This is a genomic window from Streptomyces oryzae (assembly GCF_017676365.1).
GTDB lineage: Bacteria > Actinomycetota > Actinomycetes > Streptomycetales > Streptomycetaceae > Streptomyces > Streptomyces oryzae.
In genome coordinates this window covers 50,109-65,890 of sequence record NZ_JADKMA010000006.1, presented here as the reverse complement: position 1 = coordinate 65,890, position 15,782 = coordinate 50,109, and the positions used below count along the sequence as shown (strand labels likewise).

The 15,782-nt window shown below is 69.7% G+C and carries 18 protein-coding genes; 14 read left to right on the top strand and 4 right to left on the bottom strand.

Annotated elements, in window-relative coordinates; genetic code table 11:
• Nucleotides 1–48: 48 nt before the first annotated feature.
• Both aroQ and ITI46_RS02250 read right to left on the bottom strand, forming a co-directional pair.
• Nucleotides 49–516: a type II 3-dehydroquinate dehydratase gene (gene aroQ, locus ITI46_RS02255; RefSeq protein ID WP_209237615.1), complete on the bottom strand. Its 468-nt coding sequence runs from the start codon at nt 514–516 to the stop codon at nt 49–51.
• A gap of 49 nt (nt 517–565) precedes the next feature.
• Nucleotides 566–1,459 carry a shikimate dehydrogenase gene (locus tag ITI46_RS02250; protein WP_372451831.1) on the bottom strand — a complete coding sequence of 298 codons (894 nt, stop codon included), beginning with the start codon at nt 1,457–1,459 and terminating at the stop codon, nt 566–568.
• 45 nt (nt 1,460–1,504) lie between these two features.
• On the opposite strand from ITI46_RS02250, the gene ITI46_RS02245 reads away from it, so the two are divergent.
• The 10 genes from ITI46_RS02245 to ITI46_RS02200 all read left to right on the top strand — a co-directional run bounded on the left by ITI46_RS02245 (nt 1,505) and on the right by ITI46_RS02200 (nt 9,183).
• Nucleotides 1,505–2,245 carry an IclR family transcriptional regulator gene (locus tag ITI46_RS02245; protein ID WP_307808028.1) on the top strand — a complete coding sequence of 247 codons (741 nt, stop codon included), beginning with the start codon at nt 1,505–1,507 and terminating at the stop codon, nt 2,243–2,245.
• Nucleotides 2,246–2,516: 271 nt separating this feature from the next.
• Nucleotides 2,517–3,329, top strand: a complete 813-nt coding sequence (locus ITI46_RS02240; RefSeq protein WP_209237611.1) for a 2-keto-4-pentenoate hydratase — start codon at nt 2,517–2,519, stop codon at nt 3,327–3,329.
• A complete protein-coding gene (locus ITI46_RS02235) occupies nt 3,326–4,237 on the top strand; it encodes an acetaldehyde dehydrogenase (acetylating) (protein ID WP_209237609.1) in 912 nt (303 codons plus the stop codon). Before ITI46_RS02240 ends, ITI46_RS02235 begins: the two co-directional genes overlap by 4 nt.
• Nucleotides 4,234–5,289: a 4-hydroxy-2-oxovalerate aldolase gene (gene dmpG, locus ITI46_RS02230; RefSeq protein WP_209237607.1), complete on the top strand. Its 1,056-nt coding sequence runs from the start codon at nt 4,234–4,236 to the stop codon at nt 5,287–5,289. Before ITI46_RS02235 ends, dmpG begins: the two co-directional genes overlap by 4 nt.
• The gene (locus tag ITI46_RS02225; RefSeq protein ID WP_372451829.1) at nt 5,286–6,077 is read left to right on the top strand and encodes a 2-keto-4-pentenoate hydratase; all 792 of its coding nucleotides are present in this window, start codon (nt 5,286–5,288) and stop codon (nt 6,075–6,077) included. The genes dmpG and ITI46_RS02225 overlap by 4 nt, the downstream gene beginning before the upstream one ends.
• Before the next feature lie 2 nt (nt 6,078–6,079).
• Nucleotides 6,080–6,280, top strand: a complete 201-nt coding sequence (locus tag ITI46_RS02220) for a tautomerase family protein (protein WP_209237605.1) — start codon at nt 6,080–6,082, stop codon at nt 6,278–6,280.
• Entirely contained in the window at nt 6,273–6,689 is a 417-nt protein-coding gene (locus ITI46_RS02215; RefSeq protein ID WP_209237603.1) for a carboxymuconolactone decarboxylase family protein, read from the top strand. Before ITI46_RS02220 ends, ITI46_RS02215 begins: the two co-directional genes overlap by 8 nt.
• A complete protein-coding gene (locus tag ITI46_RS35685; RefSeq protein ID WP_209237601.1) occupies nt 6,686–7,642 on the top strand; it encodes a VOC family protein in 957 nt (318 codons plus the stop codon). The genes ITI46_RS02215 and ITI46_RS35685 overlap by 4 nt, the downstream gene beginning before the upstream one ends.
• Nucleotides 7,639–8,481 carry a sugar phosphate isomerase/epimerase family protein gene (locus ITI46_RS02205; protein ID WP_209237599.1) on the top strand — a complete coding sequence of 281 codons (843 nt, stop codon included), beginning with the start codon at nt 7,639–7,641 and terminating at the stop codon, nt 8,479–8,481. The genes ITI46_RS35685 and ITI46_RS02205 overlap by 4 nt, the downstream gene beginning before the upstream one ends.
• A 105-nt stretch (nt 8,482–8,586) precedes the next feature.
• Entirely contained in the window at nt 8,587–9,183 is a 597-nt protein-coding gene (locus tag ITI46_RS02200; RefSeq protein ID WP_209237597.1) for a hypothetical protein, read from the top strand.
• Between the two features lie 101 nt (nt 9,184–9,284).
• Here the strand turns inward: ITI46_RS02200 and ITI46_RS02195 are convergent, their stop codons facing one another.
• A complete protein-coding gene (locus ITI46_RS02195) occupies nt 9,285–9,566 on the bottom strand; it encodes a hypothetical protein (RefSeq protein WP_209237595.1) in 282 nt (93 codons plus the stop codon).
• A gap of 358 nt (nt 9,567–9,924) precedes the next feature.
• Entirely contained in the window at nt 9,925–10,458 is a 534-nt protein-coding gene (locus ITI46_RS02190; RefSeq protein WP_209237593.1) for a hypothetical protein, read from the bottom strand.
• A gap of 554 nt (nt 10,459–11,012) precedes the next feature.
• Between ITI46_RS02190 and ITI46_RS02185 the strand changes: the two genes are divergently transcribed.
• The 4 genes from ITI46_RS02185 to pspAA all read left to right on the top strand — a co-directional run bounded on the left by ITI46_RS02185 (nt 11,013) and on the right by pspAA (nt 15,709).
• Complete coding sequence (locus ITI46_RS02185; protein ID WP_209237591.1) at nt 11,013–13,610, top strand: heavy metal translocating P-type ATPase; 2,598 nt, start codon at nt 11,013–11,015, stop codon at nt 13,608–13,610.
• 376 nt (nt 13,611–13,986) lie between these two features.
• Complete coding sequence (locus ITI46_RS02180; protein ID WP_209237589.1) at nt 13,987–14,274, top strand: SHOCT domain-containing protein; 288 nt, start codon at nt 13,987–13,989, stop codon at nt 14,272–14,274.
• 377 nt (nt 14,275–14,651) lie between these two features.
• Nucleotides 14,652–15,434 (top strand): PspA/IM30 family protein, encoded by a 783-nt coding sequence (locus tag ITI46_RS02175; RefSeq protein ID WP_209237587.1) that lies wholly within the window; start codon nt 14,652–14,654, stop codon nt 15,432–15,434.
• A complete protein-coding gene (gene pspAA, locus ITI46_RS02170; protein WP_209237585.1) occupies nt 15,431–15,709 on the top strand; it encodes a PspA-associated protein PspAA in 279 nt (92 codons plus the stop codon). The genes ITI46_RS02175 and pspAA overlap by 4 nt, the downstream gene beginning before the upstream one ends.
• The last annotated feature ends 73 nt before the right edge of the window (nt 15,710–15,782 follow it).

Here is a 15,782-nt window from a genome sequence, read left to right as displayed (position 1 = left end):
CGTTCTCCAAGCGGTGCGGTGCCCCTGGGGAGGGGGGCGGGGACGGGGTCAGCGGGAGAGGAGGTGGGCGGCGTGCAGCGTCGCCAGGACGTAGCCGTGCGTACCGGCGCCGACGATCAGGGCGTCGGCGACCGCGGAGATGTAGGAGTGGTGCCGGAACTCCTCGCGCCGGTGCACGTTGGTGATGTGCAACTCGACGGTCGGCAGGGCGACGGCGGCGAGCGCATCCCGCAGTGCGACGGAGGTGTGCGTGAAGCCGGCGGGGTTGATGACGATCGCGCCGCACTCGGTGCGCGCCGCGTGAATCGCGTCGATCAGCACGCCCTCGTGGTTGCTCTGCACGAAGCGGGCGGTCAAGTCGTGTTCGGCGGCGGTCTTCGCGACGGTCTCCTGGACCTGGCTCAGCGTGGTGGACCCGTACGTGCCGGGCTCGCGCGTGCCGAGCAGGTTGAGGTTGGGGCCGTTGAGGAACAAGACGGTCCGTCCGGCGTCGCCGCCGGTGAGGCAATCGCCCATGTGCGGCTCCTTCAAGGGGATGTGGGCAAGGGGGTGTACGGAGCGCCGGTCAGGCGGGCGTGGCCGCCTCCCGCTGGGCGAGGAGCCGGGAAAGATGGCGGAGCATCCGCTCGGTGTCGGGTGTGCGGCCGGTGATGAGCTCGAATGCCCCCGCTGCCTGGAACACGCACATGCCGGTGCCGCCAAGGGTGCGCAGGCCGCGGGCCGCCGCCTCGGACAGCAGCCGGGTCTCGGCGGGCATGTAGACCACGTCGGCGACCCACTGGTCGTCCCGTAGCAGTTCCACGGCGACCGGGGTGCCGGGGTGGCTGAGCATGCCGACCGGGCTGGCGTTGACCACCCCGTCGGCGGCCGTCAGAGAGGCGGGCAGCCCGTCCGGGTCGACCGCGTCGGCGCGCTCGTCGCCGAACGCCTTCCGCAGGGCGCGGACCAGCGCCGCACTTCTGGACGGGTCGGGGTCCACGATCGCCACATGCCCGGTTCCCGCCTCGAGCTGGGCGTGCGCGACGGCGGCTCCGGCGCCGCCCGCGCCGAACTGGACGACGCGGCGGGTCGCAGCGCCGGGCAGTCCGCGCCGGAACGACCGGGCGAATCCGGACGCGTCCGTGTTGTGGCCGATCCGGCGCCCGTCGCGGAAGACCACGGTGTTGACGGCGCCGATCACCCGGGCGAGGGGGGAGAGCTCGTCCAGCTCGGGGATCACCCGCTGCTTATACGGGTGCGTGATGTTGAGCCCGGCGAGGCCCTGGGCCTCGGCGTCCCGCAGCAGCCCTCCCAACTCGTCCGGAGTGCCGGGTCGGGCGGTGTCGATCAGCATGTAGGACAGGTCCAGGCCATGGTGCCTGCCTTCCTCCATGTGGAGGGCCGGTGACAGTGATGTTCCTATGCCGGCGCCGATGAGGCCGTACGCGCACGCTTGCATGCCGTCTGGTGCTCCCGTCATGATTCGCGGATGTGTCCCGCTGAACGGAACGTTCCTGATTCCGGTGTGGCACGCGTCGCCGCCGTGCTCGGGGCCTTCGACGCGCTCCACGCCGAGTTGGGGGTGTCGGACATCGCCCGCCGGTCCCGCCTGCCCAAGTCCACGACCTCCCGCCTCGTACGGGACCTCGTCGCGTACGGATTCCTGGAGCGCGACGGCGCGATGCTGCACATGGGCACGCGGTTGTTCGAGTACGGCGAGCTGGCCTCCCGGCACCGGAATCTGAGGGCGATAGCCCTGCCGTACATGGCCGATCTGCGCGAGGCGACCCGACAGACGGTCCATCTCGCCGTCCTGGACGGCACCGAGGTCGTGTACGTCGAGATCTTGCGCAGCAAGGGCGCCCCCAAGATGGGATCCCAGGTGGGGGGCAGGCTGCCGGCCCACTCCGCCGCGGTGGGCAAGGCCCTTCTCGCGTTCAGCCCGGCGGAGGCGGTCGACGCCGTCTGCGTGCGTGGACTGGCCGCCATCGGCCCCCGGACGATCACGGCGCCGCAGCTGCTGAGGCGCGAACTGGAACGTATCCGCGGCGCGGGACTCGCGTATGAGAGCGAGGAGTCCGGCCCCGGCGTGGGGTGTGTGGCGAGTGCGATCCTGGGGGCGGGCGGCCGAGCTGTCGCGGCGGTGTCCATCTCGGGCTGGAGCGGCCGCCTCAATCTGCGACGGGTGGGCCCCGCGGTACGTACGGCCGCGCTCGCCATCAGCCGCGAACTGCGCGGCCCGAGCCCCGTTCCGGACGAACGCTGAGCGGACACGGCGCATGGCCCGTCCGGGCGCGGCTGGTCCGCTCATGCCGTTCCCTCCATTGCGTTCGGCCTGTGGTGTGTCACGCGTTTGCGGAGACCGACTGTCCTCCCGCGGTGCGGAGCGAGCAAGCAAGGTGATCCGCTGAGCGGGACACAATCTCGCATGGGTTGTTCGTGATCATGATCCGTTCAGCGGATCACGCCGCTTGTCGTTCCAGCAGCCGCCGAACATGCTTCGGGGAGACCGTCACAGCCCGACCGAGGAGACGCGGATGGACAGAGCCACGCATGGCGTGGTCGCCGAGGAACTGCAGGCGGCCCGGCGCAGCCGCGAGCCCATCCCCCCGCTCAGCCGGTCCCACCCCGGGCTGACGGTCGACGACGCCTACGCGATCCAGCTGGCGCAGGTCCGCGCCTGGACCGAGGAGGGACAGCCCGTCCAGGGACACAAGGTGGGGCTCACCTCGGCGGCCATGCAGCGCCAGCTCGGGGTCGACCAACCCGACTACGGGCATCTGATGGGCGGCATGTTCCACCTGGAGGGGCTGCCGATCCCGCTCGACGCGTTCATCAGTCCCAAGGTCGAGCCGGAGATCGCTTTCGTACTGAAGCGGCCGTTGAGCGGACCGGGGGTGAACGCCGCGCAGGCACTCTCGGCGGTCGACTACGTCCTGCCCGCCATCGAGATCATCGACTCCCGCATCCGGGACTGGAAGATCGGCCTGGTCGACACGGTGGCGGACAACGCGTCATCGGGCGGCGTGGTGCTCGGCAGCCGCCCAGTCCCGGTCGGCGCGGTCGATCTGCGGCTGGCCGGCTGTGTGCTGAGCCGGCGCGGCATGGTGGTCGGAACCGGCGCGGGAGGCGCCGTCCTCGGTTCGCCCCTCAACGCCCTGGTGTGGCTGGCGAACACCGTGGGCCGGCTCGGCGTCACCCTGGCGGCCGGCCATGTCGTGCTGCCCGGCTCCGTCTGCGCCGCGGTGCCCGTCGCCGCCGGTGACTGCGTCACCGCGACCTTCGGCGGTCTGGGCAGCGTCACCGCCCGGTTCGTCCGCGACCAGGCCCACGAACAGGAGGACGCATGACCCCCCGAACGACCGCCACCGCGGCCATTGTCGGACCGGGCAACATCGGCACAGACCTGATGGTCAAGCTGCTGCGCAACGACCACATCGACGTCACGTACATGGTCGGGGTTGACCCCGATTCGGACGGCCTGGCCCGGGCGGCCCGCGCGGGGCTGGAAGCGAGCGCCGGAGGCGTGGACTGGCTCCTGGCCCAGCCGCACCTGCCTGACCTGGTGTTCGAGGCCACCTCCGCCAGGGCGCATCTGGCGAACGCCCCCCGCTATGCGGAGGCCGGGATCACGGCCATCGATCTGACCCCCGCCGCGACCGGACCCTTCGTCTGCCCCGTGGTGAACCTGACCGAGCATGCGGCCGCCCCGAACGTCAACATGATCACCTGCGGTGGGCAGGCCACCATCCCGGTCGTCGCGGCCGTGTCCCGGGTCGTACCCGTCGCGTACGCCGAGATCGTCGCCTCGATCGCGTCCCGGTCCGCCGGGCCCGGCACCCGCGCCAACATCGACGAGTTCACCGAGACCACCGCACACGCGATCGAGGCCGTGGGCGGCGCCGAGCGAGGCAAGGCGGTCATCATCCTGAACCCGGTCGACCCTCCGATGATCATGCGCGACACGGTCTATTGCGCCATCCCGGCGGACGCCGACCGTGACGCGATCACCGCATCCATCCACCAAACGGTCGCTGAAGTGCAGGTCTACGTCCCCGGTTACACGCTGCGCGCCGAGCCGCAGTACGACGACCCGCGCCCCGGCTGGCAGGGACGGGCCAGGGTGGCGGTCTTCCTGGAGGTGCGCGGCAACGGCGACTACCTGCCGCCGTGGGCAGGCAACCTCGACATCATGACCGCCGCCGCCGTCCGCGTCGGCGAGCTGATCACGCTGCGACAGGGAGTCATGACGCCATGAGCACGACCACACCGGCGGTACGCATCACCGACACCACCCTGCGCGACGGGAGCCACGCGGTGGCCCACCAGTTCACGGTCGAACAAGTGCGGGCCGTGACCCGTGCCCTCGACGACGCTGGAGTGCGGGTCATCGAGGTCACCCATGGCGACGGCCTCGCCGGGTCGTCCTTCAACTACGGCTTCTCACACACCGATGAGATCGAGCTGGTCGAGGCGGCGGTGGACGAGGCCCGTGACGCGCGCATCGCTGTCCTGCTGCTGCCCGGCCTGGGCACGGTCGTGGACCTGCACCGTGCCCGGGACGCGGGGGCCGGGATCGTACGGGTGGCGACCCACGCCACTGAGGCCGACGTCTCCGTGCAGCACTTCCAGGCCGCTCGCCAACTGGACCTGGAGACCGTTGGTTTCCTGATGCTCTCGCACCGGATCGGGCCCGAGGCGCTGGCCGGGCAGGCCAGGATCATGGCCGACGCCGGTTGCCAGTGCGTGTACGTGGTCGACTCCGCGGGATGGCTGCTGCCCACCGACGTGACCGACCGCGTCTCGGCGCTGGTCGCCGAGCTCGGCGCGGACGCGGAGGTCGGCTTCCACGGCCACCAGAACCTCTCGCTCGGCATCGCCAACTCGATCGCCGCCTACCAGGCCGGAGCCCGCCAGATCGACGGCAGCCTGTGCGCGCTCGGCGCCGGGGCGGGCAACGCACCGACGGAGCTGCTGGCCACCGTCTTCGACCGGCTGGCGATCCCCACGGGCCTGGACGTGGACGGCGTACTGCGCGCCGCGCACGAGGTCCTCACCCCGCTGGTGCCACGGCTGCCCGTCGCGGACCGTCCGGCCATCGAGCAGGGGCGGTACGGCGTCTACTCTTCATTCCTGCTGCACGCGCAGAGCGCCGCCGAGCGTTACGGCGTACCGGCGCACGCCATCCTGCGGGCGGTCGGCGAAGCCGGATACGTCGGCGGCCAGGAAGACATGATCATCGATGTGGCGATCGGCCTGTCGTCGCGCGCCACGGTCCCTGCCACGCCCCTGGAAGGTGTGCCCCAATGACCGGTCTGACCGACTGGACGATCGACCGCGCGGTGACCGAGCTGCTGAGCCGGGAGGCGGACCGCCGGGACGGTGGCCGCATCACCGACGCATGGCCCGGCCTCGACCTGCCCACCGCTTACCAGGTGCAGGACGCGCTGCTGCGGCGCAAGCTCGATTCCGGCGAGCAGCTCGTCGGCGTCAAACTCGGTCTCACCTCCCGCGCCAAGCAGCAGCGGATGGGCATCGACTCCCCGCTCACCGCATGGCTCACCGATGCGATGGTGCTTCCGGAAGGCACACCGGTGCCCGTCGGTGAGCTCATCCACCCGCGCGCCGAGCCGGAGATCGTCTTCGTCATGGGCGAGCGGCTGGCCGGTCCCGGCGTGACCGCCGCGACCGCGCTTGCCGCCGTCAGCAGTGTGCACCCCGGCTTCGAGATCATCGACAGCCGCTACACCGACTTCGCGTTCACCCTCCCCGACGTGGTCGCCGACAACGCCTCCTCCTCCCGCTTCGTCGTCGGCGGCAACGGCCTCCCGGCACAGGGACTCGACCTCGCGCTGGAGGCATGCCTGCTCGGCATCGACGGCGAGATCACCCACTCCGCGACCGGCGCCGCCGTACAGGGCCACCCCGCCGAGGCGCTCGCGCTGGCGGCGAACTCCCTCGGGGCGCGCGGCATCGCCATCGAGCCCGGCTGGATCGTGCTCACCGGTGGCCTCACCGACGCAGTCTTCGTCGAGCCAGGACGGGAGATCAGCGCCGAGTTCACCCACCTCGGCACGCTGCGCATGACAGGAGCCTGAAGATGCCACTCGTCGAGATCAGCGTTGTCGCCGGACGCCCCCCGGAGAAGATCCGCGACCTCATCCACCGGGTGCACGCCGCCGTACGGGATTCCCTGGACGCCCCCGACACGGCCATCCGTGTCCTCGTACGCGAAATCCCTCCGGAGCACTGGGCGGTGGGGGACGTGACCAAGGCCGAACAGGAGGCATCCCATGACTGACCGACCGGAGAGCCCCGAGGACTACCGCGCGACCTACGAGCGGATGCTGGGCTTCGTCCCCCCACGGGTGGCCGCCCGGTTCGAGGCGTCGGAGCAGACCGATCCGGAACTCCTGCTCGCGCAGGAGCGCCTGCGCAATATGGTCATGTATCCGGAGGCGCTGGACCAGAAGACCGTCCAGCTCGTGCTCTTCGGCATCCTGCACGCCAAACTCAGCGACGCCGCCAAGCTGCACGGCCTCGCCGCACTACGAGCCGGTGCCGGCTGGGACGAACTGCGCGCCGTCATCGACCTGGCGTTCCTGTTCACCGGATACTCCGCGATCAATCGCGGCCCCCAGGTCCTCGCCGACATCGCGGAGCTGGAAAAGAAGGCGGAGAAGAAGGCGAAAGAAGGCGAGAAGCAGTGACAACGACCGAGCCGCTCTACGAGCTCGCCCACCTCGGCCACGCCGAGCTGCTGACCCCCGTGTACGACCAGAGCCTGGCCTTCTTCACCGAGGTCTACGGCCTGCACTTGGTGCATGAGTCCGGCGGCAGCGCCTATCTGCGCGCATGGGGCGACCACGACCTGACGACCCTGAAACTGACCGCGGCCGACCGCGCCGGACTCGGTCATGTCGCCTGGCGCACGGTGAGCCCGCAGGCCCTGACACGCCGGGTCGCGGCCCTGGAGGAACGCGGCATCGAGGGGGGATGGACCGACGGGGACTTCGGGCACGGCAAGGCGTACTCCTTCATCGCCCCGAGTGGCCAGCGCATGGAGCTCTACTACGAGACCGAGAAGTACCGCGCTCCTGAGGGCAAGGCGTCGTACCTGCCCAATCAGCCCCAGTCCTCCGTCTCCGCCGGTGTCGGCGCTGCGCGGATCGACCACATCAACGTCCTGGCGCAGGACGTGCCCGCCACGCGTGAGTTCATGTGCGAGACGCTGGGCTTCAAGCTTCGCGAACACCTGATCCCACCCGGCCGGCCCGAGGCGGGCGCCTGGCTCAGCCTGATGAACAAGGCCCACGACCTCGCCATCACCCGCGAGCCGGTTCCCGGGGCCACCGGGCGGCTGCACCACCTCGCGTACGCCGTCGAGAACCGCGAGGACGTGCTCCGCGCCGCCGACATCTTCTGCGAGCTGGGCACCCGGATCGAGTTCGGCCCGGCCAAACACTCGCGCACCCAGGGCTTCTTCCTCTACGTCCTGGAACCAGGCGGCAACCGCATCGAGGTGTTCGCCGGCGGCTTCCACATCTTCGCTCCCGACTGGGAACCGGTCACCTGGACCACCGAGGGCCAAGGCCGCTCCACCGCTTGGGGCCTCGATGTGCCCGACAGCTTCCACTCCCACGCCACCCCGACGCTGCCATGACTCCCGCACTCCCCGAACTCACCGCGAGCTTCGTGACCCTCTCCGGCGCCGGATTCGCGCAGCCGGCCCGCGTGCCGTTCGCCGAGCGTTGCCGCGCGGCGGCCGCGGCCGGCTTCACAGGCATCGGCCTGCACATCGACGACTACCAGCGGATGCGAGCAGCCGGCGCGAGCGACGAGTCCGTACGCACGCTGCTCGGCACACACGGACTTGCCCTGCGCGAAATCGAGTTCCTCGGCGGCTGGGCCACGGCGGACCCCGAAGAAGGTGACCTCGCCACCGTCGACGCTCTCGGGCACGCCTTCCGCCCCCATCACGTCACAGCGGGCGAGTTCACCGGCGACGAACTCGACGTCACCGCCGCGGGCGCCCGGCTTCGTGCGATCTGTGATGCCGTCGCCGAACGCGGTCTGCACGTCGCGGTCGAGGCTTTCCCCTGGTCCGGTCTGAAGGACGTGGCCACCGCGCGCGCGGTGCTGGAGGCATCGGGTGCCCCCAATGCCGGACTGATGATCGACGTCTGGCACTTCTACAACAGCCGCTCGACCCTCGCCGACCTCACCGGCCTACCCTCGGACCGCATCACCGCCGTCCAACTCAACGACGGCCGCCTCGTGCATGACGACTTCCTGGCCGAGGCACGACGCGGCCGCCTGTTGCCGGGCGACGGCGAACTGGACGTCAGGGACCTGCTGCTGGGCCTGCACGAACGCGGCTTCCGCGGCCCCTACTGCGTCGAGGTCAACTACCCCGGCTACCGGGACCTCCCCGTCGACGAGATGGCCACCCAGGCGTTCATGAAAGCATCCGCCGCCCTGGAAGTGCTTCCCACGCACTGAGCCCACCTGGTCCAACGGACACCCGCCGCCCGCATGCTCAACCTCCTGTCAGACTCCGCTGTTAAGTTGGCGCGAGGATCTTGCTTCGACCTCTGGAGAGGGCGTATGTACGAGGAACGGCTGGCCGAGTTCTCCCGCGAGCGGCTGGACGGCCGTCCAGTACCCGACGATCTGCGCGTGCTGCTGGTGGCGCAGTGGGAAGGCCGCAGCGACTTCGCCCACCTTCTCGACCTGGACTTCTTCGAGGCGGGAGAGGTTCACCCGCTCCTGGACACCAGCTATCGGAGCGAGAAGGAACTCGCGGACCCGGAGTCGCAGGCCGTCGACGCCGGGATCGCGGAGATGGCCAAGTACGTCAAGCTCGTGGCGAAGGGCGGAAAGGGGTGGATCGGCTACTGGCTGCACCCCGACGAACCCGGGGACCGTGCCTGGCACCTCATAGAGCTGGACACCGAGTGCACCTTCTGGGGCCTGGTCGGCCTCACCCTGACCGAGGGGGCCGCCGCCGCGCAGGCAAGCTACCAGGACGAGCCTGACGAGCGAATCGCATTCACACAACTTGCCGCCGAACTCGCCGTGCTCGGCCTGCCGCTGAGCACTCAGGACTACGACGCCCTCGATGACACCGAGTACACGGTGGACCCGGAGGAACTCATGGAGGAGCTGATCGAAGCCGAACGCGAGAAGCGCGGTCTTCGCTGAGTGGGGCGACGCCAGCGACACGGGGGCAGCAACGGGAGGTGGTTGCCATATTGGCTACCGCCGGTCATGAGATATCTCGTTCGTCGGTGGAGGCTGCGCAATCAGATGAATGCGCCGCGCAGCTCAAGCTCCGCCATGTAGCTGTCGGGCCTATGTCGAAACGCATGGCCGGCCGCCTCCAGTCCTTGGTCTTGTTGATGCACCGCTCCCCGGCGTTGCGCTTCTTGTACAACTCGGCGTCGTGCGAAACCGGATGCCCGCCCCTCGCCCTTCTTCGTCTGGTTGGCCGCCTGATCCGCCTTGTCTGGGACCACAGCCTTGATCTTCCGTCTCGGCAGGTGGGCGCGGTTGGCGCGAGAGGAGTACGCCTTGTCGCCGGCCACGTCACCAGGTCTGCTGCCCTGGGACCTCATCGTGCCTGTGCGCATTTGTGAGCCTCGCGGGCTCCCGTTGCGTCCGGGGTCAGGTGGGACCGACATATCCTCCCCGACCGCGCGCAGCTGACGGGCGCGGTCGCGCTGGCGTTGGTTGCTCTCGCCGCCCGGGATGAGACAGCGGCGGCCGATACCCCCGCAGCCGAGTTTCAGCAGATGAGCCACTTCGTTTCGGAGGCGAAGGACGACCCCCGGCAACATCCTTCGTCTCGCACGGCTGCGGTCCCTCGCCGCCGTTGACCCGGCCGACAAGCTTGCGCTTGTGTCCTTGCTCATTCGGGGCGCTGAGCTGTGGATGCGCAACCTCCTACGCGGAGATGGTCGAGAAAACCAATCCGGCGCTCCTGGATGGCAATCCCGGCGTCCGCGCGGCGCTCAACACCCAGCTCGGCTTCGACGCGACCGACGCCCTGGCCGTCCTCGACGCATGCCACCACCGGCAACACGCCGGCCTGAACGACCGCCTCAATGCCGTGGGCGGCGCCGCGCAGATTGCTATGGCTGCTACGGACAGGGACCGGGCGGACGCCCGGCCGCTGGAACGCGCCAGGTTCAGTCTCATGTCCTTGTTCGAGCCCGGCGCCGAGCAGCCACGGTCGCCATCGAAGACATCGCAGGGCACACAGGCATCGCCGTGGAACGTGTCAGAGCCGTTGTCGAGCGGTTCCGCCTCGACGTTGGCACGGCCGCTCTTGCGGACGTCATCGACGCCTTCGCAACCGGCAAGAACCCGATGCGCATCCGACCACTCATCGTCAGCGACAATGGGCGTCTCGCTGCCGCACCATGCGCCGGCATGCAGTCCTTGCGCCCCGCAGAGGATTTCCAGCGCGCTGTCCACCCGGACGCCAAGCGGCCACCGCGCGGCACGAAAAGCGTCCCCAAGCGAAAGCGGAGACGGTAGTGGCACCTCAACACCTCTGCCAGAGGCAGGCGATGAGCGTCAGGTCATAGCAAAGGCCTCTTCTCGCTGGATCGAAGCGGGGCCGCCTTTGGGTCCGCGCCAGAACGGCAGGTGCTGCTGACGGCGACGGGCGGCTTGCCGCTCGTCCTCGGGCGGCCTGTGCCGGGCCGTTCCTGTCGGCTCTCCGGCAGGCATCCCGTACGTGTGTTCGGCTGCTTAGGTGGCTCAATGGAGGTGATCACCTCCTCGGAGATCGCCCCTCACGTCGGGGGGCGTCCTGTCCCGCCGTGCGCTTCCGTGATGCACAGGCCCCCGTCTTCCTTGGTTCATCGTCGTGTCTGCTGTGGTCTGCGGCCGGGCGTGGTAACCCCACCGATCGGCAAGCCGGTCTGGGGCCGGATGGTCCAGGGCCAGCGGGCCGTTCAGCCTCCACCCAGCCGGGTACCCGGGCACAGGCCGGAGAGTGACCCGCCAAGGGAGGCGAGAAGCTCATGGGTGCCGTTGACGTCGTCGTGATCCTGGCGTCGGCCGTGCTGGTCGCCGTGCTGGGCCGGTACTTCTTCGGACCGCGCCGGGCCGGTGCCGCCCGGCTGGAAGGCGGCGTACAGCGGGTGGAGGTGACGGTACGGGGCGGATACAGCCCGGACGTGATCAAGGTCCGCCAGGGCACGCCGGTGGAACTGGTCTTCGACCGGAAGGAGGCCGGCGAGTGCACCTCCCGCGTGGTCTTCCCCGCTCTCAAGGTCGGTGCGGGTCTGCCCGCGCATACCCGCACAACCGTCCGGCTGAACCCTGACCGTCCAGGCTCCTTCGGCTTCGCCTGCGGTATGAACATGATCCACGGCACGCTGCTGGTCGAACCCGCGGAAGGCACCGCACCGCCCGCCCAGGACGGCGACGGCGCTTCGGCCGTCTTTCCTTCTGTGGTCGGTGGGGCGCCGTCGGCGGGTGAGGAACGGACGGCGGCCGAGGCGGAAGCCGCCGACGTCGCTGAGCGGATGGCGGAGATCAAGGACCTCGGCCGCAGGGTGCTGACGGGCGCGGTGCTCACCTTCCCCGTGCTGTTCGCCGTGATGGCGCACGAACTGTTCGGCGCGGACTGGGTGCCCGGCTGGATGCTGAACCACTGGTTCCAGCTGGCGCTGATCACGCCGGTGATGTTCTACGCCGGGTGGCCGATCCATGTGACGGGCTGGCTGACTTTGCGCCACCGGGCCGCGGACATGAATTCCCTGATCACACTGGGTACGAGTGCCGCCTACGGCTACAGCCTGCTGGTCACCCTCGCTCCCGGCCTGCTGCCGGAAGACGTACGCGAGGTCTACTTCGAAGCCGTCGGCGTCATCCTCACCCTGATCCTGCTCGGGCGGCTGCTGGAGGCCCGGGCGAAGGCCGGCACCGGCGAGGCGATCCGCGCCCTGCTGGGCCTGCGGGCACGCACCGCCCGTGTGGTGCGTGAGGGTGCCGAGATGGAGGTCCCTGTGGACGAGGTCGTGGTCGGCGACGAGATCGTCATCCGGCCTGGGGAGAAGATCCCCGTCGACGCCGGGGTTGTCTCGGGTTCGTCCGCGGTCGACGAGTCGATGGTCACCGGCGAGCCGATGCCTGTCACCAAGCGCACGGGGGACACTGTCATCGGCGCCACTGTCAATGGCACCGGGTCCCTGCGGGTACGGGCGGCCAAAGTCGGCGCCGACACGGTGCTCGCCCAGATCATCCGACTCGTTCAGCAGGCCCAGGCGTCCAAGGCCCCCATCCAGCGGCTCGCCGACGCCGTCTCGGCGTACTTCGTGCCCGCAGTGATCGCCATCGCGATCGGCGCCTTCGCCGTCTGGTTCGCCCTTGGGCCGGCGCCCGCACTGACCCTGGCACTGGTTTCCGCGGTCGCGGTGTTGATCATCGCCTGCCCGTGCGCGCTCGGACTCGCCACTCCGCTGTCGGTGATGGTCGCCACCGGCAAGGGTGCCCAGGCCGGCATCCTGATCCGCTCCGCCGAAGCCCTGGAGACCGCGCACAAGCTGGACACCGTGGTCCTGGACAAGACCGGCACCGTCACCGAGGGCAAGCCCGTCCTGACCGACGTCCACACCGCCGCTGAGTTCGACGACACCGAACTCCTGCGGCTGGTGGCCGCGGCCGAGGCTGACAGCGAACACCCCCTTGCCCAGGCCATCGTCACCGCTGTCCGCGACCGCGGCCTTCACCCGCACGCCGCGACCGGATTCGACTCGGTCACCGGCAAGGGCGTCCAGGCCACCGTCGACGGACACTCCGTCCTGGTCGGCACGGTCCGGCTCCTCGACGACTCCGGCATCGACACCACCGCACTCGTCCCCGTGGCGGCCGCGTACTCGGCTGAGGGCAAGACCCCCGTGCTCGCGGCCTTCGACGGACGTCCCGCCGGCGTGCTGGCGGTCGCCGATACCGTCAAGGACGAATCCGTCGCCGCCATCGCCGCCCTCAAGCTCCTCGGCATCGACGTCATCATCATCACCGGCGACAACGCCCGCACCGCCGCCGCCATCGCCGCCCAGGTGGGCGTGGACCGGGCCCTGGCCGAGGTGCTGCCCGAGCACAAGGCCGAAGAGATCCACCGCCTGCAGAACGAGGGCCGCACGGTCGGCATGGTCGGTGACGGCATCAACGACGCCCCCGCCCTGGCCGCCGCGGACATCGGGCTGGCCATCGGTACCGGTACCGACGTCGCCATCGAAGCAGCCGACATCACCCTCATCTCCGGCTCGCTGAGCGGCGTGGTCACGGCGATCCGACTGTCGCGGGCCACCATGCGCAACATCCGGCAGAACCTGTTCTTCGCCCTGGTCTACAACGCCGTCGGCGTCCCCCTCGCCGCGGGCGCCCTGTACCCGCTGTGGGGTCTCCGGCTCAGCCCGATCTTTGCCGCTGCAGCCATGGCGCTCAGTTCGCTGTCGGTCGTCACCAACGCGTCCCGGCTGCGCCGCTGGCACACCCGGCTGCTGCCTGATGCCCAGCCCGCGAGCGTCCAGCCCCGGGTCGAGTCCGGCGCCGGCCGCGCCCGGGCCGACAGACCGGCCGGGAGCGAGCACGAGAGAGGCGAATCCCGATGACCAGCGCTTCCGCTACCTGATGCGACGCCCGTAAGAAGCACACTCCGGCGTCCGATCACGCCGATCGCAAGGCCGATCATCTGGCCCGCCTGAACAAGATCGATGGCCGGATACGCGGCCTCTGCCGCATGGGCACAGGCTGGGCGCGGTTGCGGTCGGGCAAGGCCATCAGGAAGACCATGCCCCCGGGTCGGATGAGCCGGGTGGCACCACCATTTTCGCTCCGGATACCCCGGCCAGCGGGTCGGCTGCGCCCCGCATGAACTCCCGTCCGCCCGCGAGCGGGATGGATCGGCGGGAGGGACAATGAGAGTGACGGTGGCTTGCGGCTCAGCAAATTGTGGCTGCGCATCCGCGGTCTGGGAAGTGAATCGCCATGATGTTCTGGTACGGCCACGGCATCGGTGGGTGGGGCTGGTTCGCGATGTCGGCCAGCATGATTGTCTTCTGGGCGCTGGTCATCGGCATCGGAGCTCTGATCTTCCGCGCCGTGGCGCGTTCCCATTCCGGCGACAGTGAACGGCCGCAACCTCAACCCCATGCCCACCCTTCCCCCGGACCCACGCCCGAGCAGCTGCTGCGGTTCGCCCTAGGTGAGATCGACGAGGAGGAGTACCGGAGACGCCTGTCCACACTCTGTGCGACACCTCCACACTGGACGTGAACCGTGTGCGGATGCCGTGGGCCGCTTCGTCCACGAGAACCCTTCGCCCTTTCGGAGGCGACGATGACCTCGCCAGACGATCCTCGTATCCCTCGCAGGCCCGGCTCTGCGCGTGAGCCTGGAGGCGGCAGGGGCAGTGGCCGCGGCTGGATGGTGATCGCCTGCTGCGTCCCGGTCCTGGTCGTCGCCATCGTCCTGGCGCCACCGGAGTCATCGGCGTCGGCGTGCTGGTCGTGGTGATCGCCTGCACCGTCATGATGGCGCTGATGATGCGCGGCAAGAGCAGCGGTGATGGCTCAAGAGACCAGAGGCCTCGGACGCCGCCGCGCGACGTCCGGGGCCGTCGCGGAGCTCACTGGAAGAGGAGGCGGAGCACGATGACAAGCATCACCCGCCGCATCGCCGACCTGTTCAGAATCAAGGTGGGCAATGCACTGGGCCGTGCGGAGGATCCGCGTGAGCTGCTGGACTACTCGTACGAGAAGCAACGGGACCTGTTGCAGAAGGTGAGGCGCGGAGTGGCGGACGTGGCGACCAGCCGTAAGCGTGTCGCCCTTCAGATCACTCAGCTCGACCAGTCCGCAGTGAAGCTGGAAGGGCAGGCGCAGCAGGCGCTGGCGGCCGGGCGGGAGGACCTGGCCCGGGAGGCTTTGTCCCGGCGCACGGCGGTGAGTTCGCAGGTCAGCGAACTGCACGAACAGGAAGCATCGTTGCAGGCCGAGGAGGAGAAGCTCACCTTGGCCTCGGAGCGGCTGCAGGCGAAGGTGGACGCGTTCCGTACCCGTAAGGAGACGCTCAAGGCCGGCTACACCGCCGCCGAGGCCCGGACCCGCATCGGGGAAGCAGTCACCGGCGTCTCGGAGGAGATGGGCGATGTAGGCATGGCCATGCAGCGTGCCCAGGACAAGACCCAGCAGATGGAAGCCCGCGCCGGCGCACTCGACGAGCTGATCTCCTCCGGCGCGCTGGAGGACTCCACTCTCCCTGTCGCCCGGGACGATATCCAGGCCGAACTGGACACCGCCACCGAAGGGCACGACATCGAGGCGGACCTGTCCCGGATGAAGGCCCAGCTCACCGCGGCAGGTACCCCGCCCCCACCTGCCCTGGACACCCGCAACGGCCCTGCCGAGCCGCCGGAGGGAGAGTCCCAGTCATGATCGTGCGGATTCTCGGCGAGGGGCAGTACACCGTCGCCGATGACCACCTCGACAAGCTCAACCAGCTCGACGCTCAGGTCCAGCGCGCCGCCGATGCCGAGGACGAGGAGCGCTTCGCTGTCGCGCTGCGGGCCCTGCTGGACGCTGTGCGCACTCTCGGAACGCCGCTGCCCGACCAGACCCTGGAACCCTCGGAACTCGTACTGCCGGAGGGTGACATGGGCCTCGCTCAGGTGCGCGCACTGCTGAGCGACGAGGGCCTGATTCCGGGATGAACGCCCCGGGCCGATACGGGCCGCCTCCGGCTTCGCTATGGCGCCTGCAGGGAAGGCGCTCGCCAGTCAGGCG

Coding starts and splice junctions, on each gene's coding strand:
- ITI46_RS02200 (WP_209237597.1), top strand. CDS start 8,587: ATGTACGAGGAACGGCTGGCCGAGTTCTCCCGCGAGCGGCTGGACGGC.
- ITI46_RS02235 (WP_209237609.1), top strand. CDS start 3,326: ATGACCCCCCGAACGACCGCCACCGCGGCCATTGTCGGACCGGGCAAC.
- ITI46_RS02240 (WP_209237611.1), top strand. CDS start 2,517: ATGGACAGAGCCACGCATGGCGTGGTCGCCGAGGAACTGCAGGCGGCC.
- aroQ (WP_209237615.1), bottom strand. CDS start 516: ATGGGCGATTGCCTCACCGGCGGCGACGCCGGACGGACCGTCTTGTTC.
- dmpG (WP_209237607.1), top strand. CDS start 4,234: ATGAGCACGACCACACCGGCGGTACGCATCACCGACACCACCCTGCGC.
- ITI46_RS02185 (WP_209237591.1), top strand. CDS start 11,013: ATGGGTGCCGTTGACGTCGTCGTGATCCTGGCGTCGGCCGTGCTGGTC.
- ITI46_RS02205 (WP_209237599.1), top strand. CDS start 7,639: ATGACTCCCGCACTCCCCGAACTCACCGCGAGCTTCGTGACCCTCTCC.
- ITI46_RS02250 (WP_372451831.1), bottom strand. CDS start 1,459: ATGACGGGAGCACCAGACGGCATGCAAGCGTGCGCGTACGGCCTCATC.
- ITI46_RS02220 (WP_209237605.1), top strand. CDS start 6,080: ATGCCACTCGTCGAGATCAGCGTTGTCGCCGGACGCCCCCCGGAGAAG.
- ITI46_RS02175 (WP_209237587.1), top strand. CDS start 14,652: ATGACAAGCATCACCCGCCGCATCGCCGACCTGTTCAGAATCAAGGTG.
- ITI46_RS02215 (WP_209237603.1), top strand. CDS start 6,273: ATGACTGACCGACCGGAGAGCCCCGAGGACTACCGCGCGACCTACGAG.
- ITI46_RS02225 (WP_372451829.1), top strand. CDS start 5,286: ATGACCGGTCTGACCGACTGGACGATCGACCGCGCGGTGACCGAGCTG.
- pspAA (WP_209237585.1), top strand. CDS start 15,431: ATGATCGTGCGGATTCTCGGCGAGGGGCAGTACACCGTCGCCGATGAC.
- ITI46_RS02180 (WP_209237589.1), top strand. CDS start 13,987: ATGATGTTCTGGTACGGCCACGGCATCGGTGGGTGGGGCTGGTTCGCG.